Genomic DNA, 26,860 nt, shown 5'->3' on the forward strand with positions numbered 1-26,860 from the left:
CGCCGGGCCATCTCGGGCCTCCGACACACCCGGGCGAGGCGTGGTGATCTGGATCACATTATGCGGAGTGCTGCCGACCGTGCTGGCGTGGCGCGGGGGTGCGGCGGGTGCCCGGTGGCGCGCATCGCGACCGGCGCGCCGTTCTGACCTGGGTCTTCTCGGTGGGTGGGGTCATCCCTGGAGTGCGGTTCGGGGTGTTTGGGCTGGTCATTCGGGAAGCGGGGGACGATTCGCCTGCTTCCACAAAACCTACTTATTAAGTAGAGTTTTGCTCGTCCTCCGACGCAGCACGAAAAGGACCACTCCATGCGTGTGCCCTCCCTCCCCCTGAGAACCGCCCTGGCGGCCCTGGCCGTCGGCCTGGCCGCCACCGGGTGCGGGGCGGCCGGCGCCGAGGAGGCCGACGGGTCCTCGCTGACCCTCGGCTACTTCCCGAACATCACCCACGCCCCGGCCCTCGTGGGCGTCCAGGACGGGATCATCCCCGGCGCCCTCGGCGAGGACGTCGCCTTCGACACCCGCATCTTCAACAGCGGCCCCGACGCCGTCAACGCCCTGTTCTCCGGCGAGGTCGACGCCGCCTACCTCGGCCCCAGCCCCGCCGTCAACGGGTGGGCGCAGTCCGAGGGCCAGGCGCTGCACGTCGTCGCCGGGGCCGCCACCAGGGGGACCGGGCTCGTCGTGCGCGAGGGCATCGACTCCCTGGACGACCTGCGCGGCACCACCCTGGCCACCCCGCAGCTGGGCGGCACCCAGGACGTGGCGCTGCGCTGGATCGCCGAGGAGCAGGGCTGGGACGTCGACACCGCCGGGGGCGGAGACCTGTCGATCGTGCCCCAGGCCAACGCCGAGACCGTGGACGCCTTCGCCCTCGGCGAGATCGACGGCGCCTGGCTGCCCGAGCCCCACCTGAGTCGGGTGCTCGCCGAGGACGACGCGCACCTGCTCATCGACGAGGCCGACCTGTGGCCGCAGACCGACGGCCGGTTCGTCACCACCCACCTCGCGGTCGGCGCCGAGTTCCTCGACCGCAACCCCGAGGTGGTCGAGGACCTGCTGCGCGGCCACATCGCCTCCGTCGACCTGCTCAACGAGGAGCCCGAACGGGCGCGGGCGGCGGCCGGGGACCATCTGGAGTCGCTCACCGGCGCGCGGCTCGACCCCGGCATCACCGCGTCGGCCTTCGACAACGTGGCCTTTACCGTCGACCCCGTCGCCCCCTCGCTGCTCGCCGGCGCCGACAGAGCCGAGGCCGTCGGACTGCTCGAACCCGTCGACCTGAACGGAATCTACGCCCTCGACCTGCTCAACGGTCTCCTCGCCGAGGACGGCCGCGAGCGGGTCGCCGGGTTGGAAGGGTAGAGGCCCATGACCACCGTCACAGAGACGCCCGCGCGCACCGCCGCCGTGGAGATCCAGGACATCTCCAAGGTCTTCGGACACGGCAAGGGCGCCGTGACCGCGATCGACGGGATGTCCGTCACCGTCGGCACCGGGGAGTTCCTCGCCATCGTGGGCGCGTCCGGCTGCGGGAAGAGCACCCTGCTCTCCCTCGTCGCCGGACTCGAACAGCCCACGACGGGCAGCGTGGACGCGGGCGGCCACAAGGTCGCGATGATGTTCCAGGAGGCCGCGCTGTTCCCGTGGCTGACCGTGGGCGCCAACATCGAGGTGCCCATGAAGGTCAACAAGGTGCCCCGGGCCGAGCGCAGGAAGCGCGTCGCCGAACTCCTGGACCTGGTGCGGCTCACCGGCTTCGACCGCAAGCGCCCCCACGAGCTGTCCGGCGGCATGCGCCAGCGCGTCGCCCTGGCCCGCGCGCTGGCCCAGGACGCGGACGTGCTGCTCATGGACGAGCCGTTCGGCGCGCTGGACGCCATGACCCGCGACATCCTCCACGACGAGCTGGAGCGGATCTGGCGCGAGAAGGAGCTGACCATCCTCTTCGTCACCCACAACGTGCGCGAGGCGGTGCGCCTGGGCGACCGGGTCGTGCTGCTGTCCAGCCGCCCCGGCCGGGTGATCGACGCCTTCCCGGTCGAGGGCGAGCGCCCCCGCCGGATCGACTCGGTGCAGATCGCCGAGCAGGCCGCCACCATCACCGACCGACTCCGCGAGGAGGTCTCGCGCCATGCCTGACACCGATGTGCGGGACGACCGGCGCCGCGTCCGCGGACTCGACGCACTCGAACTCCAGCCCCGGCGCGGTACGGGGGAGCGCAGTGCCGCCGAGACCGCCGGGAGGATCTGGGCAGCGACCTGGCCCAAGCTGGCCGCGGTGGCCCTGGTGCTGCTCGCCTGGCAAGCGGTGGTGTGGTCCGGGTGGCGGACCGAGTTCGTCTTCCCCGGACCGGACAGGGTGCTGCCGACCCTCTTCCGGGAGATCACCACACCCGAGTTCTGGGAGGCCGTCCAGGTCACCATGCGGCGGGCCCTGACCGGCTTCGCCCTGGCCCTGGTCGTGGGCGTGATCATCGGCATCGCGGTCTCGCAGTTCAAGCCGCTGCGGGTGGCGATCGGCTCGCTGATCACCGGGCTCCAGACGATGCCCTCCATCGTGTGGTTCCCGTTCGCGATGCTGCTGTACGGCATCAGCGAGTCGGCGATCATGTTCGTGATCGTGCTGGGCGCGGCCCCCTCCATCGCGGGCGGGCTGACCTCGGGCATCGACTACGTGTCCCCGTCGCTGCTGCGGGCCGGGCAGGTGATGGGCCTGCGGGGGGTGCAGCGGTACACGGTGCTGATCATCCCGGCGGCCCTGCCGATGTTCGTCACCGGCCTCAAGCAGGGCTGGGCCTTCGCCTGGCGCTCGCTGATGGCGGGCGAGCTGCTGGTGATCATCAACCAGCAGAACTCCATCGGGTGGGCGCTCAGCCAGGCGCGCCAGCTCAACGACGCCGAACGGCTGCTCAGCTACATCATCATCGTGCTCGTCGTCGGCATCGTCATCGACGTGTTCTTCAACTGGGCCGACCGGGCCCTGCGCCGCCGCTGGGGCATCACCGGCTCCTGACCGGTACGGGCCCGCGGGAAGGGACGGGGAGGACGTGCGCGGGGGCGCGCGTCCTCCCCGTTCTCGGTGTACAGGGCTGGACCGGGGTGTTAACCCAAGCAAAACCAACAAGAACAACAAGAAGCCAACAAAAAAGCCACACAAACCTGGTTTTTGACGGCTGGTGTGTGGTTGACTGCGTTGCGCCACTACCCCCGGCACGTCCCGGTCCCCGCTCGGCCGGCCCGTACCCCCTATGGTTTTTGGAGACGCACATGTCCATCTTCCGCAGAGGCAAGGCCCTGACCTCGTCGGTGCTCGCCGGCCTGCTCCTCACCTTCGGCCTCGCGCTCGCCGCCGCCTCCCCGGCCTCCGCCGCGGGCACCTTCCGGCTCTGCAACGTCGGCTCCGGCTACTCCGCCCAGGCGACCTTCCCGGACCGCGGCGGCTTCTCCACCTACGTCGTCAACTCCGGCCAGTGCACCAGTGTGAGCACCAACGGCAACGAGGGCTACTACGTGACCATCAGGAACAGCGGCGGGCGCTTGAAGTCGACCGGGGGCTACCGCATCCCGAGCGGCAGGAGCGTGGACTTCTCCACCGGCGGCACCTTCGCCGCTCCGCAGTTCCACGCGCAGGTCTACTAGAGGACCGCTCGTACCGGGGCCGGGCCGCGAGGCGCGGCCCGGCCCCGTCGTCGTCGGGCGGAAGGGCCATCGCGACGGGTCCCTGTCCCGGCGGCCTCAGGGCAGCAGGCCGGCCAGGTAGACCACGCCGGTGGCCGTGACGAGCGCGCCGAGCAGGAAGCGCAGCGGCTGCTCTCCCAGGCGGCGGGAGAACCCGATTCCCACCAGGGAGCCGAGCGCGCCGCCGAGCCCCAGCGCCAGGCCCACGCCCCAGTCGGGGGCGGCCGGGGCCGCGCCGAAACCGATACGGTCGAACACCGCGTAGGCGGTCAGGCCCACCACGGACGTGGCCAGGGTGGTGGTCAGGGCCACCACGGCGGCCCGCGAGGTCAGCCACCCGGCCGCGCCGATGAGCAGTGGCGACAGCAGGGAGCCGCCGCCGATGCCCACCGCCGCGCCGAACAGCGCCGCGCCGCCCGCCGCGAGCGCGAGCAGGGCGCGGCCCCCGTGTGCGGGCCGCGCGCCCCCGGCCCCTGTCGGCGGGGGAGCGGAAGCCCGTGCCCGGCGGACCGCGAGGAGGCGCGCCCCCATGGCGAGCATGAGCACGGCGAGCAGGCCGCGGAAGAGCGCGGGATCGGACAGCCAGGTGACGCGCACGGCGGCGCCCGCCACCGCGCAGGGCACGGCGGCGGCCGAGGCCACGAGCATCTCCGCGCCGTGGCCGCGCGCCGACCGGGCCAGGCGGCTCAGGCCCAGCGGCGTGGCCACCACGTTGTAGAGCAGGTTGGTGGCACTGACCGCGGGTCCGTGCATCCCCAGGGCGCTGAGCTGCACGGGAAGCAGGAGGACGGCCCCCGAGATCCCCACGGGGGCCGTCACGGCCGCGACGGCGAATCCGGCCATGACGGCGACGAGGATCTCCATGCGGATAACTCTACTAAACAAGTGGGTTTTAGGGGGATTGTGGGTACTCCACCGCGGATGTCCGGTGGCGGCGGTGTCCCCGGCCCCGGGTCCCCCCGGCGGTCCCGCTCCCGCGCCGTTTCCGAGCGCTACAGGGGTTCCACCGCCCGGGACGCGCGCTCGTCGTAGGCCGCGCGCGCCGAGGCGATCTCGTCCATGTGCTCCTCCGACCACAGGCGGATCGACCCCATCAGCGCCTCCACCTCGGCTCCGAGCGCGGTCAGGCTGTACTCCACGCGCGGCGGGGTCGTCGGGTACACCCGGCGGTCGACCAGCCCCGCCCGCTCCATCTCGCGCAGGGTCTGGGTCAGCATCTTCTGCGTGATGCCGTCCAGGCGGCGGCGCAGCTCGCCGAAGCGCGCGGGGCCCTGGGAGAGCACCCCCACCACCAGGCACAGCCACTTGTTGGACAGCAGGGAGAGGACGTTGCGGGACGCACAGTTCCGCAGGTAGACATCGGCGCCGCCGAGTTCTCGCAAGTCAGGAGTGGTATACACCAGGTACCTACAGATGGGGAAAGTGCCTTCTATACAAGGGATACCTTAGCCGGGAAGCTGGGCGCATGACAGAGCACATGCGCACCGTCCAGCAGAAGTCCGTCGGCGGCCCCGAGGTCCTGGAGATCGTCGAGGCCCCCGTGCCCGAGCCCGCGCCCACCCACATCCGGGTGCGGGTGCACGCGGCCGGCGTCAACCCGACCGACTGGAAGATGCGGACCACCGGCTACTGGTACACGCCCCCCTTCGGCCAGGGCTGGGACGTCTCCGGGGTCGTCACCGCCGTCTCCCCGGGGGTCACCCGCTTCGCCGTCGGCGACGAGGTCTACGGGATGCCGAACTTCCCCGACACCCCCGGCGCCTACGCCGACCAGGTCACCGGCCCCGCGCGGCACTTCGCCCCCAAGCCCGCGGGACTCGACCACGTCCACGCCGCCGCCCTCCCGCTCGCCGCGCTCACCGCCTGGCAGGCCCTGGTGGACACCGCGGACGTCGGAGCAGGACAGCGCGTCCTCGTCCACGCCGCGGCGGGGGGCGTGGGCCACCTGGCCGTCCAGATCGCGAGGGCCCGGGGAGCCCACGTGATCGGTACCGCCAGCGCCGCCAAGCACGACCTCCTCCTGGGCCTGGGGGCGAACGAGGTGGTCGACTACGCGGCCGAGGACTTCGCCGAGGCCGTCGGCGACGTGGACGTGGTGCTCGACGCCATCGGCGGCGACTACCTGGAGCGGTCGCTGCGCACCCTGCGGCCCGGCGGGCTGTACATCGGCCTGGCCAACCCCTTCGACACCGAGGGGGTCGCCCGGGCCGCGGAGAAGGCGGGCGCGGGCGTCCGCGGCGTGACCCTGATGGTCGAACCCGACCACAAGGGCCTGGAGGCGGTCACCGCGCTCGTGGAGGAGGGGCGGTTGAAGCCGCTGGTCGCCGCGACCTTCCCCCTGGAGGAGGCCGCCGAGGCGCACGAGCTGGGGGAGACGGGCCGCACCACCGGAAAGATCGTGCTGACCCTGACCTGACCCGGCCACGGGGCGACGCCGGACGCGGGCACGCGGAGAGGAGCCGGGCCCGGCCCCTCCCGGTCGCGGCAGGTTCCCGCTCCGGGGACCTGCGGGGTCCCGAGCGGACCGGGGCACGAATCCCCGGTGCCCGGGGCGGGCACGCCGTACGCGACCCGGCTGCGGGCGCCCGCGGGCCCCGCACGCCGTCCGGCGGTGCGGGGCCCGGACGCCTCAGGCGTGGACGAGCGGGGTGTCCACCAGGTGCTCGGCCACGAACCAGGCCTGCAGCTCGTTGACGCGGATCACCTCCGAGACCAGCAGGTCGTTCGTCCCGTCGTCGCCCATCTCCTGGGTGCGCGCGGCGGCGTCGTGGCAGTCCTCCAGGATGGTCTCGTGCGCCTCCAGGAGGCGGGAGAGCATCGCGGGCACCTCCTCGACGCCGTTCGGCGGACGCGGGACGTTGGTGATCTCGGCGACGTGCCGAGGGTCCCCGACCGCCACGCCGCCCAGGGTCTGGACGCGCTCGGCGATGGTGTCGATCAGCTCGGTCTGCTCGTCGGCGTGCTTGTCCATCAGCAGGTGGAGCTGGTAGAACGTCTGCCCGCGCATCAGCCAGTGGTGCTTCTTGTACAGGTCGTGCAGGATGCGGGTGTCGCACAGCACCTGGTTCAGCCGCTGGCACGAGTACATCCGCGCGTCGTAGGAGAGGCCGACCGGAAGCTGGCGAACCGTGCCGAACTCCTGGATCTCCTTGCCCTTCTGGTGCAGCCACGGCTGGCTGCTCCTGGGCTTGGGCGTCGTTCCGGCCTTGCGGTCTGCGGTCGTCACTCTGGTCCCCCTCCAGTCGGTGTGACTCGTCTCGCGACTGGAGCGCACACGGTGGCGCGCTCCGTGTGTCAGTCTCGGTTACCCACCGGTGCCGGGCGGCTAACGTCCAGCCAACCGGGAGTAAGTTTTCTGTGCTTTCGCCGCTTCCGGTGCGGGCCCGGAAGGGGCCGCCCGCGACGGGCCCCGCCCGCCGCTACCTCCCCGTACGCACGGGCAGGGCGAACAGGCCGTGCATGATCATGCTCGGCCACCACCGCAGCTCGGACTCGTCCACCGCGAGGCGGAGTCCGGGGAACCGGTCGAGGAGGGCGCCGACCGCCACCCGGGCCTCCATCCGCGCCAGCTGCGCCCCGACGCAGAAGTGCGCCCCGTGCCCGAACGCCAGGTGCGCGTCCCCGCGCCCGGGCCGGAACCCGTCGGCGTCGTCGTAGCGCCCGGGGTCCCGGCCCGCGGACAGCAGGGAGACCAGGACCGGCTCGCCCGCCTCCAGCGCGACCCCGCCCACGGTGGTCGGCTTGCCCGGGAACCGCCAGGTCGCGTTCTGCAGGGGGCTCTCCAGGCGCAGGGACTCCTCGACCGCCGGGCCGAGGAGGGCCGGGTCCGCGCACAGGCCCTCCCAGCGCTCCGGGCGGCGCAGCAGGGTGAAGAGCATGTTCCCGATCAGGGCCACCGTGGTCTCGTGCCCGGCGACCAGCAGCAGGAACGCCGTGGACGTCACCTCGTCGCGGCTCAGCTCCCCGGAGCGGTGCGCCTCGACCAGGTCGCCCAGCAGGTCGTCGGAGGGTTCGGCCAGGCGGGCTTCCACCAGTTCCCCCAGGTAGCGGTCGAACCAGTCGGTGGTCGCGGCGATGGCCTCCATCTCCTCGTAGGACGAGGAGTCGATGACCGCGGCCCGCCGGTGGAACTCGGGCCGGTCCGCCCCGGGAACGCCGAGGATGTCGCAGATGATGGCGATGGGCAGCGGATAGGCCAGGTCCCGGACCAGGTCCGGCCGGTCGGAGGCCGCGATGCGGTCCACCAGGTCCGCGGTGACGCGTTCGGCGCTCTCCTTCAGGGCTCTGACCCGGCGCGGGGTGAACGCCCCTCCCGCGACCCGGCGCAGCCGCGTGTGGTCGGGCGCGTCCACGTTGACCATGCTGCGCACCAGGCTGGGCCGGTGGTCGTAGGGGAGACCGAGGCCGGCCGCGCGCCAGGCGGCGTCGCCCGCCGCGGGGTCCTTGAGCATGTCGGGGTCGGCGAGGACCCGCCGCGCGTCGGCGTGGCGGGTGACCAGCCAGGCCCACGCGCCTCCGGGCAGGTCCACGCGGTGCACGGGGGAGTGCTCGCGCAGCCACCGGTAGGCGGGGTGGGGGTCGGACTCGAACTCGGGACCGTGCAGCTGCGGTGGGGAAACGGACATGGCGTGCCTTTCGTACCGGGGGGTGCTCCGGGTGCTTCCTACCCCCGCGCCCCACGGGGCTACGCCGAAGGGCCCCGGCCGGTGGCCGTTCCGGGGGTCGAGGAGGAGTGCTACGGATGTGGCGCCAGGCCTTCCCGGGCCCACCGGTCGGTGGTGAGCGCCTCCAGCGCGCGGGCCTTGTCCACCTCGCTCGGCAGGGTGTAGCGGCGAGTGGTGTTCAGGTCCGCATGGCCCCTCAGCTCGGCCACCAGCACCACGTCGACCGGCGCGGTGGCCACCTTGCCGCGGCCGCGCACCGGGTCGGTGCCGAAGGTGTGGCGCAGCACGTGCGGTCCGAAGGCCTCGCCGTCGTCGGCCGGCCCGATCCCCGCCGCGGCCCCGAGGGTGCACACGACGGTGTCGGCGGCGCGGGTGGACAGCGCGCGGCCGTCGCGGTCGCGGATGAGCGGCCCGGCGGCGGGACGGCCGAGCTCGCCGAGGAGTTCGGCCGGGGTGGTGCGGGCCCGGGCGTACAGGGGCACGCTGTGGTCCCTGCCGCCCGACCGTCCCTTGCCGCGCACCCGCACGCTCCCCTTCCTCGCCGAGAGGTCGGGGGCCGCCGTCGCGGGGGTGCGGGGCATCCAGAATGTAGAGCGGGTCGCGGACGGCGCCGGGCACCGAAGGCGGTGAAATCCGGATGGTGCGAAAGGAGCAGCAGCGCTAGCGTGCGCGTATGAATCTCGAACCCGGAAAGACCGTGCCCGCCGTTCCCGTTCCTCTCGATGCCGAACTTCGGGTCGCTTATGACGCCTACCTGGCGGAGGAGGCGGACTCGGCGCCGATGAGCCTCGAGAAGCTGTCGGTGATCCGCACGGAGACCGACGCCGCAGTGGCGGCGCTCGGGGACCTCAGCCATGGCGGTCGCTTCACCGTCTTCCAGCCTTCGGTGCCCGGGCTGGACGGCGCCCCCGAGATCCCCCTGCTGGTGTGCACACCCTCCGGCGCGCCCGCATCACGGCCGGTGCTCTACTCCATACACGGCGGCGGCTTCTACTGCGGCGATCACCGCACGGAGCTCGACGAGATACTTGAGACGGCCGAGCGGTTCGGGGCCACGCTGATCTCGGTCGGCTACCGGCTCGCGCCCGAGCACCCCTACCCCGCCCAGATCAACGACGCTTACGCCGGTCTGCTGTGGGTCGCCGACCACGCGGACGAACTCGGCATCGACCCGGAGCGCATCGTCGTCACGGGCTTCAGCGCTGGCGGCACCCTCGGCGCCGCGCTGGCTCTGACCGTGCGCGACAAGGGCGGCCCCCGCCTGCTCGGCCAGCTGCTGATCGCGCCGCTGCTCGACGACCGCAACGACAGCGCCTCGGCCCTGCAGATGGACGACGTCGAACTCTTCGACCGCAGCCGCAACAGGTTCGCCTGGAGCTCGCTGCTCGGCGACGCCCAGGGCGGACCTGACGTGCCGCAGTACGCTGCGCCCGCCCGCGCCACTGACCTGGCCGACCTGCCGCCCACCTTCCTCGACGTCGGCTCCGCCGAGTGTCTGCGCGATGAGATCCTCGCCTACGCCGACCGGATCTGGCAGGCCGGCGGCGAAGCCGAGCTGCACGTGTGGCCCGGCGGAATCCACGGTTTCGACCGGAAAGCCCCCGAGGCGCGGATCAGCAGGGCCGCCGTCGCGGCACGCCGCAACTGGCTGGAGCACCTTCTCGCCACCAACTGACGGTCTCCTCCGGCGGTAGTCGGTCGCGGGATGGCCAACGTGCCGGCCAGGCGTCCGTAGCAACGAGGTCGAGGAGCCTCGCGACGGAACCCAGGCGGATAGCCGCGTGACACGGAGCCCTCCACGGTTCTGGACCGACAAGTGTCCGGCATCCCGGCTCCGTCGAACCCCGAGGGCATGCGTCGGCCTCCGACGAGACGTTGTGGAGGTCACGCGGCAAGTGCTCCCAGCTGCGATGCCTCGATCTTCGGCAAGTCGGATCATCACAGCTCAGGGAGCACTTCTGCGTTCCGACACCAAGATCCGGACCCGCCCGGTGAACGCGTCAGGCCAGTAGTTCCACGGAAGGCTCCCGTGGTCGGGGACGCCATGCTGTGAGGCATGCAGAACGTGAGCATCTGGAGTGAGGGGTTCGGCGCCGACGTCGAGCCGGTGGACGCGCTGCACCGGGTGCGGGCTCCCACGCTGGTCGTGGAGGGCACCCACGAGCCGGTCAAACCGGGGCACGGCGCGGTCATCGCGGGGCGGGTCCCGGGGGCGCGGCTGATGCGCGTGGCGGGCATGGGGCACACGCTGCCGTCGCAGATCCACCAGGAGCTGGCCGAGGCGATCCTCGCCCACACGGCCGAGTGAGGAAGTCCGTTGCAGAATCCCTGTGTTCCCGCCATCGAAGTGGCGGACCTGACGCAGTGCTTCGGCGCCAGGCTCGCCGTCGACCGGCTCAGCCTGAGCATTCCGCCTGGAATGTTCTACGGCATCGTGGGCCCCAACGGCGCCGGAAAGACCACCGCCCTGACGGCGATGTGCGACGACGAACAGTTGCTGTGCGGCCGGGTGCACGGCCACGACGGCCCCGCCCGGGCCCGCCGCCGCACCAGACGCACACCGCTCCGGTCGGCCGGCCGTTGGACGGCCTGCTGCTCGACATCGTCGGCTGGCGGCCGGAAGAGATCGAAGACGGCGTCGCCCTGATGACCGAGCCGGGGCGGTGGCCCGGCGGCCGGTGAGGCGCCCCCCGCCTGCCACGATCGTGCGGCGAGCTCCATGGTGTCGCCCCGCAGAAGTTCGTGGAGGGTATTCAGCGTGATGGCGGCTTGAGCAGGGTCCCGCCGGTCGTCGACGGGGGCGGGGGTTTCGAAGGCGAAGGGGACTGAGCGGCCGGGGCAGCCGGAAGGGTTGATCAGCCGCTGACCGTGCGCAGAAAGTGATCGGCGTCTTCCGGCTCGCCGAGTCGGCCCAACTCCAGCCAGGAACCGTCGGCGAACGCGAGCCGGAAGGTGGCGTACCCGCGCGGCTGGCCCGCCTCACCGTCGATCCGGGCTTGGTCGAGGGTGAACTCCGTGACGGTCCGGAAATCGTCGGCCTTGGTCGGCGACAGCCGACGGCGAGGGGACGCCGCCACGCAGATGCGGTCGCGGGCCAGCATGACCAGGCGCTTAGGGTTGGGCGAGTACCCGTACCAACGCAGCAGCAGCTGGCCCGCGGTCAGGTTCCAGTCCCCGTCGAAGACCCCGTTGGTCGGGTCCTGCCCGCGATCCCTCTCACGAGAGCGGCCACGGCCGGAACGCTGTGTGTCGGGTGGACACGGCTGCCCGGTCTGACCGTCACGGCTCCGTCCCGACAGCCGTTGGTCGAGTCTACGGCTGAGACTGTCCAGCAAGATCATCGGTACGACCACGAAGAAGAACACCACGGCTCCGGCGTACCACAACCAGTGGTGGCGCGATTTCAGGCGTCCTCTGCCTGCAGCACGGTGAACGTCCTTGGGCGGTGCGGGGATGGGCTTGTGGATCTCACACCAGACCAGGGCCACGGGTTTCTCGCCCAGGATCTTCCGCGCCCGCCGCTGCACCTTGCCCTTCGCCATGCCAAGATCCTAGCGTCGGCCTTCTGCCGGTGGGCGGTGGGCGGGCAGTTGGCGGCTGAAGCCCCTCTCCCTCGGCGGAACCGGCCGACGCCGCCGTCCGGGTTGCCGTTCGCGTCGAGCCGGTCGAGTGCAGCCGGGATCGCGGCGGTTCCAGCGACCTACGCTCACGGCGAGGCCGACCAGAGGGGCGGGCAGCCGCTCGCCGCCGGTGCCGTCGGCGACGACGACCGAGCGGCGCCCGTCCGCGCAGGGCCGCCCCGCGCCAGGCCCTCCGCCGGACGCGCACGGCTTCCGGGCGCGGACCGGGTTCGCGGCTCCGGGCCCGCTCCCGTTCCGTGGGAGCCCCCGGCGCCGCCCGGGGGCGCGGGCGTCCGCCCCGGGACGGTCCGCCCCGCGTCAGGGGGCGATGGCGCAGGCGGTCTCCAGCACGAAGCGCGGCCAGGGCCGGTGCGGGTCGTGCCCGGTCAGCTCCCGCACCCGGCGCAGCCGGTAGCGCAGGGTCTGGGGGTGGACGTGCAGGGCCTGCGCCGCGGTGGTCGCCGCCCCCTCCCGGAAATAGGCGCGCAGCGTCTCCAGCAGGTGGGCGCCGCCCGCCGACAGGAGCGGGCCGAGCACGGCGTGGCGGACCGCGGACGGGGTGACCGGGCCGCCGTTCAGGAGGGCCAGCACGCACGCGTCGGAGTCACGCAGCAGCCCCTCGGGGCTGAACGCGTGCGGGGGCGCGGTCTCCAGCGCGTCGTCGGCCAACCGGTAGGCGGCGGACATGTCGGCGAGGGCGCGCGGCGCCAGGACGCACCCCCGCCAGGGGTGCGCGCCGAGCACGGCGGCCACCCTGCCGGCGTCGGCGGGGGAGGCCAGCAGCACCACCCGGCCCGCGCGCGTGGTGAGCAGCGGGTCCGCGCCGACCGGTTCGACCAGGCCGAGCAGCGCCATCCCCGCCGACACGGCGTCCCCCTGCGGGGCGCCGACGGGGGGAGTCCCCTCCGGCTGCGCCACCACCAGGACCGCGGGGTCGGGCGGGGCGATGCCCAGGGTCCTCGCCCGGTCGCGGATCGCCCCCTGCGAGGCCTGCCGTCCGATGAGGAGGTCGTCCAGGAACGCCCGCCGGGCCCTCTCCAGGTCGGCGTCCAGCCGGTGGGCGGTCTCGGCGTGGCCCTCCGCCAGGCTCTCGGAGATCTGGTCGATCGAGGTCAGCCAGAGTTCGCCCAGAGCGAACACGTCCGCCGCGTCGAGCCCGTCGGCCCCGTGCTCGGAGACGGCGCGCACCGCCGCCGCCGATCCGACCCGGTGCGCCCGGACGACGGCGCCGATCGAACGCCCGTCCGCGGCCCGGGAGCGCCCGATGCCCCGCAGCCGCTCCACGTCGTCCGGGGGCAGCCGGGTCTCCCCGGCCGCCCACAGCTCCATCGACCGGGACACCAGCCACCCGGTGATCGCGCGCACCTCCTCCAGCTGCGACCCGTGCAGCGCGCGGTAGGCCGGGACCTCGGCGTACACCTCGGCGACGATCCGCTCCACCAGCCCCGCGCGCTCCCGCGCCAGCCCGGCGCTGACACGGGCGCGCTGTTCGTGCCCCACCGGCCCACCTCCCGTCCCGGGCCGGCAGCCTACCGGGCGCCGCGCGCGGCGACACGCCGGGCGCAGCGGTCCGGGCCGGAGCCGCCTTCGGCCCGGGGCAACGGTAAAAAGCCCGCACACGAGCGGCGCAGCTTCGGGCCGCCACCCGTGTTGACATGGCAGTATGCGACTGCGGCACGGGGAATGCCGTGCACTGTACGACAGCAGGGCCGTTCAGGGCCGACGGGGGATGAAAAAAGATGACGGTTCCGGGCATCACACTGGCCAATGGTGTGCGCATTCCACAGCTGGGCTACGGGGTGTGGCAGGTGCCCGACGACGAGGTGGAGCAGGCGGTCTCCACCGCGCTGGAGGCGGGCTACCGCAGCATCGACACCGCGGCCGCCTACGGCAACGAACGCGGGGTCGGCGAGGCCCTGCGCAGATCGGGACTGGACCGCGACGACCTCTTCGTGACCACCAAGCTCGCCAACCCGGACCAGGGCTACGACACCACGCTGCGGGCCTTCGACGCCAGCGCCGACCGCCTGGGCACGGAGACCGTCGACCTGTACCTGGTCCACTGGCCGCTGCCCCGGCGCAACCTCTACGTGCCGACCTGGAAGGCGCTGGAACGCCTCTACGCCGAGGGGCGGGTGCGGGCCATCGGGGTGTGCAACTTCCAGGTGCCGCACCTGGAGAGGGTCATGGAGGAGGGCGGGATCACGCCCATGGTCAACCAGGTCGAGCTGCACCCGCTGCTCACCCAGAAGGCCGTGCGCGACTTCGACGCCGAGCACAACATCGCCACCGAGGCGTGGAGCCCCCTGGGACACGGAAAGCTCCTCGACCACCCCGGTGTCACCGAGGTCGCCGAGGAGCACGAGCGCACCCCGGCCCAGGTGCTCCTGCGCTGGCACGTCCAGCTGGGCAACGTGGTCATCCCGAAGTCGGTGACCCCCGAGCGCATCCGCTCCAACTTCGAGATCTTCGACTTCGAGCTCTCCGAGGAGGAGATGGACCGGATCAGCGGGCTCGACTCCGACACGAGGTTCGGCCCCGACCCGGACGAGTTCGACGGCGACTAGGCGCCGGCCCCGGCCGGCGACGGCCTCCGACCGGCAGCGGCCGGAAGCCGGGGTCCGGGCCGGACGGGCGCGGGCTAGCCGCGCAGCTCCCGGTGCCTGCGGGCGCCGGCCAGGACGGACTCGGTGCCGTTGCGGCGGACACGGCCGACGTAGACGGCGCCTCCGATGAAGATGGCGGCGAACAGCGCCAGCACGGCGACGAGGGCCAGGGCGGACAGCAGCAGTGAGATCGACATGCGCTCATCGTAGCCGCACGTCCTCGGAACACCCTCCGGGGGACCGTTCCGGGACGGGCGACGGGAGCCGCACCAACCCGGAGGGCACGCCGATGGACCGGACACCGCACGAGATCGTCAACCCGCTCTCCCTCGCCGATCCGGTGGGGTACTCCCACGCGCTCGTGGTCAGACCCGGGCGCCTCGTCCGCGTCGGCGGACAGACCTCGCGGCGCCCCGACGGCAAGGTGGTCGGGGACTCCGTGGCGCAGCAGTTCGACCAGGCGCTCGCCAACCTGGTGGAGGCGCTGCGGGCCGCCGGCGCCGAACCCGCCCACGTGGTGGACATGTGCGTGTACACCACGTCGATGCACTCCTACCGGGTCAACAGCGGCACCATCGGGTCCGTCTACCGGCGGCACATGGGCCGCTACTACCCGCCGATGACGGCGGTGGGCGTGACCGACCTGATGGACCCCGACGCCCTCGTGGCGCTGACGTGCACCGCCGTGATCCCCGAGGACGCCGCGGACGACCTCCTCCACAGGGCCGAGGCGCGGGAGCTGGTCGAGGAGGCCGAGGAGACGCTGGCGGCCGACCCCCTCGCGGCGCGCGACCCGGGCGTCCGGCCCGGGCGCACCCGCCCGTAGCCCCGGGGCGCCGGGGCCTGTCCGGGCCCGGCGCCCTGCCGCGCCCCGGTGGTCGGGGTCAGGTCCCGTGGGCGGGCGCGGCGTTCACATGTAGCCGAGCCGGGACAGCTCCACGCCCGCCACCTCGTGCACGTCCGTGTACTGGGTCCGGGACAGGCGCTCGCGCCACGAACCCACGCCCCACGCCTGCTCGGTCAGCAGCTCCGACGCCGACACCCGGGCCCCGCAGAACTCCCGCAGCCGCTCCGCCGTCTCGACCTCGCCGCCGTGCACGTCCTCGTAGCGCAGGGTCAGCAGCCGGTCGGCCCCGATCTCCCGGCGCAGCAGGGCCGACATGCGCACCGCGCCCCGCCAGCGCATCGCGCACTTGGCGGCGGTGGAGCCCTCCGTGAACGCGTCCAGGTCCGACTGGTCCTCCAGCCCGAAGAAGTGGTTCGGGAACTCGTGGTCCAGTTTCATGAAGCTCGGCTTCAACCAGGCCAGGGAGCGCTCGTCGTCCATCATGTCCGCGATGACGTCGCGGCCGTCCCGGATGATCTGGACGAACAGCGCGTCCGGGAACGCCGCGTGCAGGGCGCTCGCGGCGAACAGCAGGTCGGGGCTCGCGTCGCCGTAGCGGAGGGCATCGGCGCTGTGCTCGCACGGTTCCGCGGAGGCGTTCGCGGGCACGCGGGCCCACGGGCCGGGGCACTTGGGACAGGTCAGCGGGGTGAGCTGCCAGGCCTCGGCGTAGGCCTCGCGCAGGAGGCTCGCCGTTCCCGCGACCTTCTCCCGCGCCAGCGAGGGGCGTCTGGCCACGGCGTAGACGGCGTTGAGCACGCCCGGGGACCCCGCCCCCAGGTGGAACCCGGGTGCGCGGGCCAGGGCGCGGGAGACCTCGGAGATCCCGGAGTGGGGGGCGCCCAGGACGAACACCGGGCGTTGGACCTTGGTCCCGTTGACCACGAGGATGTAGGACGGCTGCTTCATTTGTGTCGATTTTTGCACCCTTTGCCCCTCTCGTGTGCATCGGCCGCGCGTTTCACGCTCCGCGTCCGCGAGTTCCCGGCGCCGCGGCCCTCCGGAGGGGCGCGGCGGGTCGGGGAGAGCCTCGGGAAGCCCCGGTCCGGCGCCGCTGCAACAATGGGGTATGGCCTCGATGAGCACCCGTTCCGCGCCGTTCGCCGACCCCGAGGAGTTCGAGCGCGCCGCCGACCTCCTCTCCTCAGCCGGGAGCATCACCGTGCTCACCGGCGCCGGCGTCTCCACCGACTCCGGGATCCCCGACTTCCGGGGGCCGAAGGGACTGTGGACGACGAACCCGAGCGCGGAGGCCATGTCGGACATCGACTCCTACATGGGCGACGTGGACGTGCGCCGCGAGGTGTGGTCGCAGCGCCGCGTCCACCCGGTGTGGGAGGCCGAGCCCAACGCCGCGCACCGGGCGTTCGCCGACCTGCGGGCCATGGGCCGGCTGCGGGCTCTCATCACCCAGAACATCGACGGCCTCCACCAGCGCGGCGGGGTGCCCGACGACGCCGTCATCGAGGTGCACGGCACCATGCTGCGCATCATGTGCATGGCGTGCGGGCTGCGCACCCCCACCCCCGTGGTGCTGGAGCGGCTGGACGAGGAGTCCGACCCCCACTGCCTCGTATGCGGCGGCATCCAGAAGGCGGACACCATCTCCTTCGGCCAGCGGCTCGACCCCGACGTCATCGGCGAGGCCACCCGCGCCGCCCAGGAGTGCGACGTGTTCATGGCCGTGGGGACCTCGCTGACCGTCCACCCCGTGGCCGGGCTGTGCGACGTGGCGATGATGGCGCGCGCCGCCCTGGTCGTGGTCAACGCGGAGCCCACCCCCTACGACGACTTCGCGGGGGCGGTCCTGCACGACCCCATCGGGGAGGTCGTCCCGGCCCTGGTGCGCCGCGTCCGCGGGACGGCGCCGCGGAACTAGCCGCCGCCACCGCCGCTGCCGTACTGGTTCGCGGCGGACTCCACCCGCCGGAGGGGGAAGGCCGCGTCGACCGGCGGGGGATCGGACGGGGGCGGCTCCGCCCCAGGGTCGGCCGCGCGCAGGAGCCCCAGGACGTGTTCCCTCACCTGGGCGGTGACGATGTCCCCGGGCAGGGAGGCCAGGACCGGCATGACGAGGTCCGCGCCGAGCAGGGGGCCGGGGACGACCTCCCGCAGGTGCGCGAAGTAGCGGCGCAGCAGCTTCGCCAGCTGCTCGGGCAGCACGGTCGGGAAGGGCGCGGTCGAGGCCGCGGCCAGGTCGGCGGCGGCCTGGGTCAGCGTGATGAGTTCGAGGCGGCCCAGACTCGTCTGGGAGAGCAGCCTCCGGTAGCTGTCCAGGCGCTGGTGGGGGTGGAGCTGAGGGGGCTCCATCCGCAGCCGCTGGACCTCGTGCAGCTCGGCCCAGACCCGGTCGTCCTTCGGGTCCTGGTACCAGGTGCCCAGGTCGTCGGAGACGTGGCGCAGGTACGGCACGAGCCCGAGCGCGAAACGCGCCGCCGTGCCGTTGACGCGCATCGCCATCGACCGGATCAGGCGGGAGGTGACCGAGTCGTAGGGCACGGTGACGCCGTAGGGGTCCATGACCACCGGGCCGGGGTGCCTTCGCCTGCTCAGCTCGAACCCCATGCACTCCCCGACGTCGACGGGCGAGCCGTCCTCCCGCTCCAGCACGGTGACCACGCCGTCCTCCGACCAGCCGTCCAGGTGGCGGACGCGGATCGCGGACATGATGCTGTACCACTCCGAGCCGGGCAGGAGGCGCCACATCGACGTCGTGCCCCGGAGGAACTGGTCGGGCTCCTCGGCCCCGGGGAACAGCTCCAGGGCGTTCACCGGCTCCTGCCTGACCAGGACCAGCAGGATCATGAGGTTGGCGGTGTAGTTCGCCTCGCGGTGGGACAGCCGGAGCCGGGCCGGCTCGTACTCGGTGTAGGACCGGTTGGAGGCCGGGAAGGGCGCCTCCTGGAACAGCTCCACGAGCAGCCCGGCGTAGTCCTCGCGGGCCTCCGGCTCCTCCGCGAACCGCCGCTCCAGCATCTCCGAGAGGAAGTCCACCACCTTGTCGCGTCCGGCATAACTCGCGAACGACGACAGGGCGAACAGCTCGCCGTCGTCCGTGCGGACGCTCCTGCCCCGGCGGCGCGACGAACGCGCCCGGGCGTCGTCCAGGTCGGCCAGGGCCGCGTCCACGGCCCTGGCCACCAGGTACTCGCCGAAGGTGGCGTGCAGGAACTCGAACACGCTCGCGGATCCGTCGCCCACCCGGGCCCGGGACTCGTGGACGAAGAAGAAGCGCCCCAGCACCTGGTGCGCGGCGTCGATCCGCCCGTGCGGGCCCGGGTCCTCGGGGCGCACCGCCGCGTCGGGCATGAGGACCGCGAGGTCCTGCTCCAGCTCGTCCGCGGTGACGCTCTGCTTGCGCCGGGTGAACATCGCCAGGGCGGCGACCTCCAGGCGGCGCAGCTCGTCCTCGACCGCCGCGGCGAAGTCGCGCGTGCCCAGCCCCGAGCGGTGCTTCTCCACCTCGCGCCGGGCGAACATGGTCAGCAGCCGCTCGTACAGCTCGCCCTGCCCGAGGGCGTCGCCCGCCCGGCGCAGGGCGTTGCCCTCGCCGTCGTACACGAGCAGCATCAGCAGGAGGAGGGGCTGCTCGGCCAGCTCCGAGTACGGCGCCAGCACCCCGGGCGTGAGGGGGGCCAGGCCGGAGGAGGCGAAGGCCCGCGCGTTCGCCCCGTTCCACACCTCCAGCATCTGCCCGATCCGCGGCTCGTCGAAGGGCTCCAGCCTGATCACGGTGGTGCCCTCCGGGAAGCGCGCCCGGTCGGCCACCACCGTGCGGCTGGTCACGACGACCACCACCGGCCGGCCCAGGGCCTCCTGCTGGAGCTGGAACTCCTGCACCCGCTCCAGGTAGTCGGAGCGGTCCACCCCGGTCGCCTGGAGGAGTTCGTCGAAGCCGTCCAGGATGATGACGGGGAGCGCGCCGTCCGCGGACTCGGCGAGTTCGCGCCAGGACACCCTGGTGTGGAGGGTGGCGGCCAGCCCCTCCTCGATCTGGACGTGGATGGGGGAGTTGGGCAGGACCGACCGCAGCTCCACCCGGATCGGCAGGAAGTCGGACTCGGGGAGCCTGGCGGAGAGCATCTCCGTGAACTTGGACTTGCCCGCCCCGGGGTGGCCGAGGACGACGGTGGGGAACCCGGTGCTGTCCGTGTGCACGAGGTGGGCGGCGAGGAACCCCTGGAGGTCGTCGAACAGGGTCTGCCGCTGCCACCACTCCTCGGTCGAGGGCGAGGCGCCGCCGTGGATCCGCGCTACCCGGCCGCGCGGCGGGATGTAGGCCTCTTCCAGGGGAGGCAGGACCAGACCCGGCGCGGTCTCGTTCGTCCTCAGGACGGGCTGCCGCAGGACCGCCCGGTAGGAGGCGGCCAGCTCCCGGCGCCGGACGTCCACCCCGCGCCGTGACGCGATCGCCGAGAGCTGCCGGTGCAGCTCCCCGAGGCCGGTGTCCAGGCTCCGGCGCGTGTGCTCGTGCGCCTCGAGCTGCGCCCACATGCCGAACTCGGGGATCTCCGAGGCGAGCCTGCGGTAGTTCTCCCGGTAGCGGTCGTGCGCGCGCCGGGGCAGATCCAGCGCCAGCAGCTGGAGGGAGGGGTGGTCCACGGACGTGATCCCGTGCTCCGCGGCAGCGGCCGCCCCCGGGATCCCCCGGACGAAGGCCTCGGCCGCGCCCAGGTAGAGCACGTCCCCCTGATCGACCCCGCCCGTCTCCTGGAGGTGCGCGGAGGTCAGGGCTCCCGGCAGCGCGGGGTCGGCCGGATCCCCCTGGAGGACCACCGCGAGCTGCCCCTCCGAGGCCGGTCGCAGGTCCTCCAGGGGGAACGGCACCGAGGCCGACTCCCAGGACTCCTCGACCGCCTCCAGGAAGGAGACGGCCAGGAGGATCCGTCGGGCGGCCGCGATCCTCTCGGTCCGCGACATCCGGCTCTCGCCGGAGATCTTGTCCCGGATCCCCTCGACGGCCTGCCGTCCCTTGCCGACCAGGTAGGACCTGGCCCCGAAGAGGTCCGGCACCCCCACCAGGCCGAGCCCGCCGTCGGCCAGCTTCTCCGCGAAGTCCAGGAGGTCCGAGTCGTTCTTGCCGAGGATCTTCAGCGCGTCCGCGTAGGAGAGCCTTTTCGCCATGGCCAGGGGGCCTTTCCGCTTTCAGGGGGTGGAACGCGGTCGGACCCGGCACCGGGGGAGGCGCCGAGTCCGCAGGTCGACAGGGGAAGGGGTGGAGCCGGTGGCGCTAGGGCAGCTGCCAGTCGACCGGCTTGGCGCCCTGCTCCTCCAGCATCGCGTTGGTCTTGCTGAACGGCCGGGAGCCGAAGAAGCCGTTGCGCGCCGACAGCGGGCTGGGGTGCGCGGACTCGACGCACGGCACGCCCGGCATCATCGGGCGCAGGTTGCGGGCGTCGCGTCCCCACAGGATCGCCACCAGCGGCTTGTCGCGCTCGGCCAGTGCCCGGATGGCCTGCTCGGTCACGGCCTCCCACCCCTTGCCGCGGTGCGACCCGGCACTGCCGGGGGCCACCGTCAGCACCCGGTTGAGCAGCAGCACGCCCTGCTCGGTCCACGGGGTGAGGTCGCCGTTGGAGGGCATGGTCGTGCCGACGTCGTCCTGCATCTCCTTGTAGATGTTGCGCAGGCTCGCGGGCAGGCGCACGTCGGGCGCGACGGAGAAGCTCAGCCCCACGGCGTTGCCGGGGGTGGGGTAGGGGTCCTGGCCCACGATGAGCACGCGCACGTCGTCGAAGGGCTGCTGGAAGGCGCGCAGGACGTTGTCCCCGGCGGGCAGGTAGGTGCGTCCCTCGGCGACCTCCCTGCGGAGGAAGTCGCCCATCGCGGCGATCTGGGGCGCGACCGGTTCCAGGGCCTTGGCCCACCCGGCTTCCATGATTTCGTTGAGGTCCTTGGCCATGGCCAGAACCCTAGCGGCAGACAGCGACATCGACGCCCCGTCCGGACGATCGGCTTCCTCGCGACCCATAGATCTCACCCCCGTGCGCTGAGCTCGGCGCTCGTGTTACGCAGGTAGCTCCGCACCGCGTGCTCTGGGACCCGGTAGGACCGGGCCACGCGTATGGCAGGCAGTACACCCGCGTGCACCATGCGGTACACGGTCATCTTCGACACGCGCATCAGGGAAGCGACCTCGGCAACGGTGAGGAAGCGCACCCCGCCAGGCGATGGTCGCGAACCTTGTTCCCGCACAGCTGACGGCGTGGGGACGTGGTCGTCGAAGTCGGTGATTTGGGCAGCGAAGACCCGCAGCCATTCGCGGGTCTCCGCATCCGTGTCGGTACCGGACTCCTCCAGTACCTCCAGTACCCCGTTCACGTCGAGCGGCCGTTCCAAGGTCAGTACCTCGATTCCCACCGGCCTGCCGTCGGCGGAGTAGTCCACGACGAACGCCCCGTGGTCAGCCGTTCTCTCCACGGGAGCGTCGGAGATCGTGAGGTAGCCGGCGTCCGCTTCCTGATCGATGGTCACTTTTCGAGGAGCTGCCATGTGTTTCACGATACTTCCACCACCGTCTTGATCACAGGGTCGGATGTTCCCCAGCTCATGTCGTGCACAGCGACATAGATCTTCCTTCCATCAACGGTGCGTCCGTACAGCTTGTAGGAGTTGTTCTCCGCGTCGTGGACTTCCATGAGAGGCCGGGCCAGGGCTGCAAGAACGTCCTGCTCCGTGATACGACGCCGCCGCATCCTCTCCACGAGGTGCTGTGTGAAACGGGGTGGCACCTACTCCACCGCTTCCAGGACGACGTCGACGACCCGTGTCGCGACGACTTCGCCGGCTCTGGCGCACACGGTCCACGTTCCGGTCTCGTCCACGAGCACACGCAGGGTTCGCGCCCAGATGCCAGAGCCTCCGTAGGAGGTCCGGTCGATGGTTCCGCTCACACTGAGGGCTGGGTTTCCGGAAGGCCTGACGACTTCCAGATGTACATGCACGGTGTGATCGCTCCAGCCAGGCTCCAACAGAGCGAAGGCGACACCGAGCTCCACTCCGAGGGGCAAGTGCTCCACTGTCAGCAGACGTAACGTCGGATCGCGGACAGAAAGGAAGTCGTCGTCCAGGCCGATCTCGCGTCCCACGAGGAAGACGTACTCCGGCGGAGCAGCGTTGTCGTGTCCCATGGGTCCAGAGGTTAGGGCGAATACCCGTGTCCGCGCAGGAGATCGGCCGACTCCAGGAGCCACGGTTGAGATGGGAGCAGCCTCGTGCGCAGAGCGCATCCTCTTCCTAGCGGCGGGAGCGGTCCTGCCACTGGCGCAGGTGGGCGCGGATGCGCGCCGTCGCCTCGCTCCGGGCGCCGTGCACCCGCGTGTACCGGGCGAGCAGCGCGTGGTACCGCCGGGCGGCCTCCGCCGGGCGTCCGGCGTGGCCGAGGTAGGCGGCGTGGTAGTGGAGGGCCCGCAGCGTCGCGGCGTCGTCCTCGCCCAGCCGCCGGGTCAGGTCCGGAACCAGCTCCTCCAGCAGCTCCACGGCCCGCTCCGGCCGGCCCGCCTCGCCGACCTCGAACGCCAGGTACAGGCGCGTGGTCAGCACCCTCTCCGAGCCGGGCCCGTGCACGGCCACCAGGTCGGGCACCAGCTCCTCGTGCACCCTCGCCGCCAGCGCGTGGTCGCCCGCCCGCCCCGCGTTCGTGGCCAGGTAGTACCGGACGGCCAGCGTCTCCGGGTGCCGGGCCCCGTGGACCCGCAGCAGGTCGGACAGCAGGGCGTCCAGGAGGACCACCGCCCGCCGGTGCTCCCCGCTCTTGCCGGTCAGGTACGCCTCCTGGCGGCGTGCCCGCAGGGTGTCCTGGTGGTCGGGGCCGAACGTCGCCCGCAGCCGGGGCAGCAGTCCGCGCAGCTCCCGCGCGGCCGCCGCGAACTGCCCCGTGTCGGCGGGAGCGCGGGCCTCCTCCACCAGCGCCAGGAGGCGCGCGGGCTCCTCCGGGCCGACCGTCTCCGGGCGGGTGGTCCCCGCCCGCGTGTACGGCCGGGTGCCCGGGACCGGGACCGGGCCGACCGGCCCCGGCAGGGACCGCGGCCGGGACGGCCGCTCGGTGCGGGAGGGGAGGAAGGGCGCCAACCGGTCCCGCACGTCCTCGGCGCTCGCGGGCCGGTCCTCCGGGCGCTTGGCCAGCATCGACGCCACCAGTTCCGACAGCGGCGCCGGAACCTCCGGGCGCAGTTCGGCTGCGGCCACGGGGGTGTCGACCAGGTGCATGCGCAGCACGGCCAGCGGGTTGTCGGAGTGGAACGGGGGACGCCCCGTCAGCAGCTGGTACAGGATCGTGCCCAGGGCGTAGAGGTCGCCGGACCGCTCGACCTGCTCGCCGCGGACCTGCTCGGGCGGCATGTACAGGGGTGTGCCGATGACCTGGCCCGTCTGGGTGATGCGGCGGCTCTGGGTGGCCGCCGTGATGGCGGCGATCCCGAAGTCCAGCACCTTCACGGTGCCGCCCCCGGAGCCCTCCCCGACCACCATCAGGTTGCCCGGCTTCACGTCCCGGTGCACGACCCCCGCCGCGTGGGCCGCCCCCAGGCCCGACGCGGCCTGCGACACCAGGTCGGCGGCGCGCGGCACCGGCATCGGGCCGCTCTCCCGCAGGACCGCCGTCAGGGAGCGCCCGGACACCAGCTCCATGACCGCGTACACCGAGCCCGGGGCGCCGGGGGAGTCGTCCCGGCCGAAGTCGTGCAGGATCACCACGTTGGGGTGGCCCGCCAGGCGGGCGGTGATCCGCGCCTCGCGGCGGAACCGCGCGGAGACCTCCTCGGACCCCGCCCGGCCGGGCCGGATCAGCTTGACGGCCACATGCCTGTCCAGGAGTTCGTCGACGGCCCGCCAGACCTCGCCCATCCCGCCCCGGCCCAGGAGGGAGAGCAGGCGGTAGCGACCGCCGAGGACCCGTTCTCCGGTCACCGCGGCCCCCGTCCGTGTTCGCGCGCGAGACGGCCGGCGGCCACTTACGGCCTTCCGGTCGTACAGGGCGTAAGAGTACATCCGACCGCGTTACTGTGGTCTCCCGCCCGAGGGCGGGATCCCCTGCGCCCCAGAAGCGCCTACCCCCCGTGTGGAATGAGTGTCAGAGAGTGAGCCTTCATCTCTACGTCGGTCCGGACACCCAACCGGACAAGTACCGCCTGGTGCGATCGGTGGGCCGCGGCGGCGAGGCCACCCTCTACCTCGCCGAGGTGACCCTGGCGGGACAGACCGAGCCCGTCGTGGTCAAGGTCCTCAACTCCGACGTGACCGCGAACGAGGAGCAGTTCGCCGAGCTCAGCGCCAGGTGGGGCGAGCAGGCGGAGCTGCTGCGCTTCATCAACCGGCTCGGGGTGGTCGGCGTCCGCGAGCACTTCGAGGGCGCCCCGGAACACCCGGCCGAAGGATCGGGCGAGTACACCGACCGCGCCCTCTACCTGGTCATGAACTACGTCCAGGGCGTGGACCTGCGCGACTGGCGGGCCGAGCACGCGGTGGAGGGGCCGCGCGGCCAGCGGGAGGCGCTGCGCTACCTGGAGCAGGTCGCCCTGGTGCTGGACGTGCTGCACTCCGGCCGCGCCACCCCCTCCAAGCGGGTGGTGGTGCACGGGGACCTGTCGCCCGGCAACGTCATGATCAGCGACGAGGGCCAGGCGACGCTGGTCGACTTCGGGCTGAGCCGGATCGCCGCCCGCCACATGACCGCCCGCCCCTGGTTCACCCCCGGGTACGCGGCCCCGGAGATCTTCACCGGCGAGTACTCGGCGGCCACGGACCGGTACGCGTTCGGCGCCATCGCCTACTTCACCCTCACCGGGGAGGACCCGCCGCCCGCCCCCGAGCAGCTGCGCGAGCGCTTCGGCGCGCTGCCCCTGGTCGCGAACGCGGGGGAGCGGCAGCGCGAGCTCGTCATGGCCATGTTCTCGGCCGAACCGGGCGACCGCCCCGAGGCCGCGGACTGGATCCGGGCCCTGCGGTCGCTGGCCACGTCGGCGCCGTGGACCGGGCCGGCGTCCGACCCGGGCGACGCCGTCCTGGCAGCGGCCGTGACCGAGACCCCCCACGGGGCCGCGGAGCCGTCCGCGCCGGAGTCCTCCGCCGGGGACGCGCCCGGCGCGCCGGACGACCGTGCGTCGGTCCCGCGGGCCGAGGACTCCGCCGCCGAGGGGGCCGCGCCGCCGCAGGGCGCCCGGTTCTCCGGCCCGCCCCCGGTGAGCGCCCCGGCCGGAGGCCCGTCCCCGCAGCAGGAGCGGCCCGGCACCGAGGGGCCGTCCGCGCCCCCGGAGGCGCCCGCCGCGCAGGCGTCCGCCCCGGCCCCGTCCGGCCCGTCGGTGCCGGACGCCGACGACATGCCCCCGCGCCCCGTCGGCGGGCTGCGCGGCGCGCCCCAGGCCGCCCCGGGGCCCCAGCGGTCCCAGGCGGCGCAACCGCCCGTCGGCGGCCCCCGGGGAACGGGGCAGGGCCCGGCGCCCCGGAGGCCGGGGCAGACCGGGCCGCACCCCGGCGCACCGGCACAGGGCATGCCGAACCGGCGTCCGCCCGCCGGCGGCGCACAGCCGGGGGCCGGCGCCCACTCGGGCCCGGCCCACCCGCCCCACCAGGCGCCGGCCGGCTCCCGGCCCGGCTGGAGCGTCCCCCCGCGCCCCGAGGCCACCGGAGCCTTCGCCCCCGCGGCCCACGCGCCCGCGGACGCCGCGGCGCCCGCCCGGCGGAAGTCGCGCAAGCCCAAGCTGATCGGGCTGGCGGTCGTCATCGTCCTGGCCATGCTCGCGGGCTCCGCCGGCACCTACTACGTCATGGTCCGGATAGCCTCCGCGACCGCGGCCGCAGAGGAGCCGGACGGAGCGGGAGCGGGGGAACCGGAACCGTCCGGGAGCGACGGGGCGGGCACCGCCTCCGAGCCCGCCGAGGAGGAGACCGGGCCGGTTCCGGGCGACACCGACCCGAGCGGGGACGTGGCGTCCGGCGCCCCGAACGGCGGGGACACCACCCTGCTCACGCAGGTGGTCTCCGTCGACCAGGAGGGGAGCTGGGAGCCGGAGACGGGCCGTGCGCAGGTCGACGGCCAGGTGTACACGCGGGCGCTGGCGCCCGGCGCCTGCGCGGAGTCCGAGTACACCGAGTGCACCGGCTGGGTCGACTACGACCTCGGCCGCAACTGGACCACCTTCACCGCCGTCATCGGGGTGCAGGACGATTCGCGGGCGGACGCCGCCACCACGTTCATCGTCCACGTGGACGGGGAGCCGCAGCTCACCGAGACCCTGGGCCTGGGCGAGCCCCTGGAGATCGAGGTGGACGTGCGCAACGCCCTGCGCCTGCGCCTCGAGGTGGAGAGCGACGACTACAGCGTCCACCCTGTGTGGGCCGACCCCGTCCTCGCCCGGGACTGACCCGGGCCGGATCCGGCCGACCACGCCCCCGCGACCGGTACGGTCG

26 protein-coding genes and 2 pseudogenes are annotated in these 26,860 nt (G+C 73.0%); 12 read left to right on the top strand and 16 right to left on the bottom strand.

The window, feature by feature from the left end:
* Positions 1–306 precede the first annotated feature (306 nt).
* From ACWGL3_RS18195 to ACWGL3_RS18210, 4 genes are all read left to right on the top strand, one after another.
* A complete protein-coding gene (locus tag ACWGL3_RS18195; RefSeq protein ID WP_267945429.1) occupies positions 307–1,362 on the top strand; it encodes an ABC transporter substrate-binding protein in 1,056 nt (351 codons plus the stop codon).
* A 6-nt stretch (positions 1,363–1,368) separates the two neighbouring features.
* Positions 1,369–2,139, top strand: coding sequence for an ABC transporter ATP-binding protein (locus ACWGL3_RS18200; RefSeq protein WP_267945428.1), 771 nt, complete (start codon positions 1,369–1,371; stop codon positions 2,137–2,139).
* Complete coding sequence (locus ACWGL3_RS18205; RefSeq protein ID WP_267945427.1) at positions 2,132–3,013, top strand: ABC transporter permease; 882 nt, start codon at positions 2,132–2,134, stop codon at positions 3,011–3,013. Before ACWGL3_RS18200 ends, ACWGL3_RS18205 begins: the two co-directional genes overlap by 8 nt.
* Before the next feature lie 254 nt (positions 3,014–3,267).
* Positions 3,268–3,639, top strand: a complete 372-nt coding sequence (locus tag ACWGL3_RS18210) for a hypothetical protein (protein ID WP_267945426.1) — start codon at positions 3,268–3,270, stop codon at positions 3,637–3,639.
* A 96-nt stretch (positions 3,640–3,735) separates the two neighbouring features.
* Here ACWGL3_RS18210 and ACWGL3_RS18215 read toward each other — a convergent pair whose 3' ends face one another.
* Complete coding sequence (locus ACWGL3_RS18215) at positions 3,736–4,542, bottom strand: sulfite exporter TauE/SafE family protein (protein WP_267945425.1); 807 nt, start codon at positions 4,540–4,542, stop codon at positions 3,736–3,738.
* Between the two features lie 128 nt (positions 4,543–4,670).
* Positions 4,671–5,060 carry a winged helix-turn-helix transcriptional regulator gene (locus tag ACWGL3_RS18220; protein ID WP_267945424.1) on the bottom strand — a complete coding sequence of 130 codons (390 nt, stop codon included), beginning with the start codon at positions 5,058–5,060 and terminating at the stop codon, positions 4,671–4,673.
* 83 nt (positions 5,061–5,143) lie between these two features.
* Between ACWGL3_RS18220 and ACWGL3_RS18225 the strand changes: the two genes are divergently transcribed.
* Positions 5,144–6,094, top strand: a complete 951-nt coding sequence (locus ACWGL3_RS18225) for an NADP-dependent oxidoreductase (protein WP_267945423.1) — start codon at positions 5,144–5,146, stop codon at positions 6,092–6,094.
* 213 nt (positions 6,095–6,307) lie between these two features.
* On the opposite strand, the gene ACWGL3_RS18230 is transcribed toward ACWGL3_RS18225, so the two are convergent.
* From ACWGL3_RS18230 to ACWGL3_RS18240, 3 genes are all read right to left on the bottom strand, one after another.
* On the bottom strand, positions 6,308–6,904 hold the full coding sequence (locus ACWGL3_RS18230) for a Dps family protein (protein ID WP_267945422.1): 597 nt from the start codon (positions 6,902–6,904) through the stop codon (positions 6,308–6,310).
* Positions 6,905–7,097: 193 nt separating this feature from the next.
* Complete coding sequence (locus ACWGL3_RS18235; protein WP_452461586.1) at positions 7,098–8,303, bottom strand: cytochrome P450 family protein; 1,206 nt, start codon at positions 8,301–8,303, stop codon at positions 7,098–7,100.
* 110 nt (positions 8,304–8,413) lie between these two features.
* Positions 8,414–8,923 (bottom strand): site-specific integrase, encoded by a 510-nt coding sequence (locus ACWGL3_RS18240; RefSeq protein WP_267945420.1) that lies wholly within the window; start codon positions 8,921–8,923, stop codon positions 8,414–8,416.
* Between the two features lie 92 nt (positions 8,924–9,015).
* On the opposite strand from ACWGL3_RS18240, the gene ACWGL3_RS18245 reads away from it, so the two are divergent.
* The 3 genes and pseudogenes from ACWGL3_RS18245 to ACWGL3_RS18255 all read left to right on the top strand — a co-directional run.
* Positions 9,016–10,017: an alpha/beta hydrolase gene (locus ACWGL3_RS18245; RefSeq protein WP_267945419.1), complete on the top strand. Its 1,002-nt coding sequence runs from the start codon at positions 9,016–9,018 to the stop codon at positions 10,015–10,017.
* Positions 10,018–10,398: 381 nt separating this feature from the next.
* A complete protein-coding gene (locus tag ACWGL3_RS18250) occupies positions 10,399–10,650 on the top strand; it encodes an alpha/beta fold hydrolase (RefSeq protein ID WP_267945418.1) in 252 nt (83 codons plus the stop codon).
* A 39-nt stretch (positions 10,651–10,689) separates the two neighbouring features.
* A pseudogene (locus tag ACWGL3_RS18255) lies at positions 10,690–10,863 on the top strand (ATP-binding cassette domain-containing protein); the annotation flags it as partial.
* Positions 10,864–11,197: 334 nt separating this feature from the next.
* Here ACWGL3_RS18255 and ACWGL3_RS18260 read toward each other — a convergent pair.
* On the bottom strand, positions 11,198–11,884 hold the full coding sequence (locus ACWGL3_RS18260; RefSeq protein ID WP_267945417.1) for a hypothetical protein: 687 nt from the start codon (positions 11,882–11,884) through the stop codon (positions 11,198–11,200).
* Between the two features lie 396 nt (positions 11,885–12,280).
* The gene (locus ACWGL3_RS18265; protein WP_452461587.1) at positions 12,281–13,462 is read right to left on the bottom strand and encodes a PucR family transcriptional regulator; all 1,182 of its coding nucleotides are present in this window, start codon (positions 13,460–13,462) and stop codon (positions 12,281–12,283) included.
* A gap of 239 nt (positions 13,463–13,701) precedes the next feature.
* Here ACWGL3_RS18265 and ACWGL3_RS18270 point away from each other — a divergent pair, with 239 nt between their 5' ends.
* Positions 13,702–14,529 carry an aldo/keto reductase gene (locus tag ACWGL3_RS18270; RefSeq protein ID WP_267945415.1) on the top strand — a complete coding sequence of 276 codons (828 nt, stop codon included), beginning with the start codon at positions 13,702–13,704 and terminating at the stop codon, positions 14,527–14,529.
* A 74-nt stretch (positions 14,530–14,603) separates the two neighbouring features.
* Here ACWGL3_RS18270 and ACWGL3_RS18275 read toward each other — a convergent pair whose 3' ends face one another.
* Complete coding sequence (locus tag ACWGL3_RS18275) at positions 14,604–14,765, bottom strand: hypothetical protein (RefSeq protein WP_267945414.1); 162 nt, start codon at positions 14,763–14,765, stop codon at positions 14,604–14,606.
* 92 nt (positions 14,766–14,857) lie between these two features.
* Between ACWGL3_RS18275 and ACWGL3_RS18280 the strand changes: the two genes are divergently transcribed.
* Positions 14,858–15,394: a RidA family protein gene (locus ACWGL3_RS18280; RefSeq protein ID WP_267945413.1), complete on the top strand. Its 537-nt coding sequence runs from the start codon at positions 14,858–14,860 to the stop codon at positions 15,392–15,394.
* A gap of 84 nt (positions 15,395–15,478) precedes the next feature.
* Here ACWGL3_RS18280 and ACWGL3_RS18285 read toward each other — a convergent pair whose 3' ends face one another.
* Positions 15,479–16,363 carry a sulfotransferase family protein gene (locus tag ACWGL3_RS18285; protein WP_452461588.1) on the bottom strand — a complete coding sequence of 295 codons (885 nt, stop codon included), beginning with the start codon at positions 16,361–16,363 and terminating at the stop codon, positions 15,479–15,481.
* Between the two features lie 160 nt (positions 16,364–16,523).
* On the opposite strand from ACWGL3_RS18285, the gene ACWGL3_RS18290 reads away from it, so the two are divergent.
* Positions 16,524–17,333 (top strand): SIR2 family NAD-dependent protein deacylase, encoded by an 810-nt coding sequence (locus tag ACWGL3_RS18290; RefSeq protein WP_267945411.1) that lies wholly within the window; start codon positions 16,524–16,526, stop codon positions 17,331–17,333.
* Here ACWGL3_RS18290 and ACWGL3_RS18295 read toward each other — a convergent pair.
* The 7 genes and pseudogenes from ACWGL3_RS18295 to ACWGL3_RS18325 all read right to left on the bottom strand — a co-directional run bounded on the left by ACWGL3_RS18295 (position 17,330) and on the right by ACWGL3_RS18325 (position 24,361).
* Positions 17,330–20,578: an NACHT domain-containing protein gene (locus ACWGL3_RS18295; protein WP_267945410.1), complete on the bottom strand. Its 3,249-nt coding sequence runs from the start codon at positions 20,576–20,578 to the stop codon at positions 17,330–17,332. The two genes, ACWGL3_RS18290 and ACWGL3_RS18295, sit on opposite strands and share 4 nt — an antisense overlap.
* 106 nt (positions 20,579–20,684) lie before the next feature.
* Positions 20,685–21,356 carry a uracil-DNA glycosylase gene (locus ACWGL3_RS18300; RefSeq protein WP_330158314.1) on the bottom strand — a complete coding sequence of 224 codons (672 nt, stop codon included), beginning with the start codon at positions 21,354–21,356 and terminating at the stop codon, positions 20,685–20,687.
* A gap of 74 nt (positions 21,357–21,430) precedes the next feature.
* Complete coding sequence (locus ACWGL3_RS18305) at positions 21,431–21,649, bottom strand: helix-turn-helix domain-containing protein (RefSeq protein WP_452461593.1); 219 nt, start codon at positions 21,647–21,649, stop codon at positions 21,431–21,433.
* A gap of 159 nt (positions 21,650–21,808) precedes the next feature.
* A pseudogene (locus ACWGL3_RS18310) lies at positions 21,809–21,946 on the bottom strand (DUF2283 domain-containing protein); the annotation flags it as partial.
* 5 nt (positions 21,947–21,951) lie between these two features.
* Positions 21,952–22,185: a DUF4258 domain-containing protein gene (locus ACWGL3_RS18315; protein WP_452461589.1), complete on the bottom strand. Its 234-nt coding sequence runs from the start codon at positions 22,183–22,185 to the stop codon at positions 21,952–21,954.
* On the bottom strand, positions 22,186–22,584 hold the full coding sequence (locus ACWGL3_RS18320; protein WP_452461590.1) for a hypothetical protein: 399 nt from the start codon (positions 22,582–22,584) through the stop codon (positions 22,186–22,188).
* A 106-nt stretch (positions 22,585–22,690) separates the two neighbouring features.
* Positions 22,691–24,361, bottom strand: a complete 1,671-nt coding sequence (locus tag ACWGL3_RS18325) for a protein kinase domain-containing protein (RefSeq protein ID WP_452461591.1) — start codon at positions 24,359–24,361, stop codon at positions 22,691–22,693.
* Between the two features lie 170 nt (positions 24,362–24,531).
* On the opposite strand from ACWGL3_RS18325, the gene ACWGL3_RS18330 reads away from it, so the two are divergent.
* The gene (locus ACWGL3_RS18330; protein WP_452461592.1) at positions 24,532–26,814 is read left to right on the top strand and encodes a protein kinase domain-containing protein; all 2,283 of its coding nucleotides are present in this window, start codon (positions 24,532–24,534) and stop codon (positions 26,812–26,814) included.
* The last annotated feature ends 46 nt before the right edge of the window (positions 26,815–26,860 follow it).

The organism is Nocardiopsis sp. NPDC055824, from assembly GCF_053616335.1.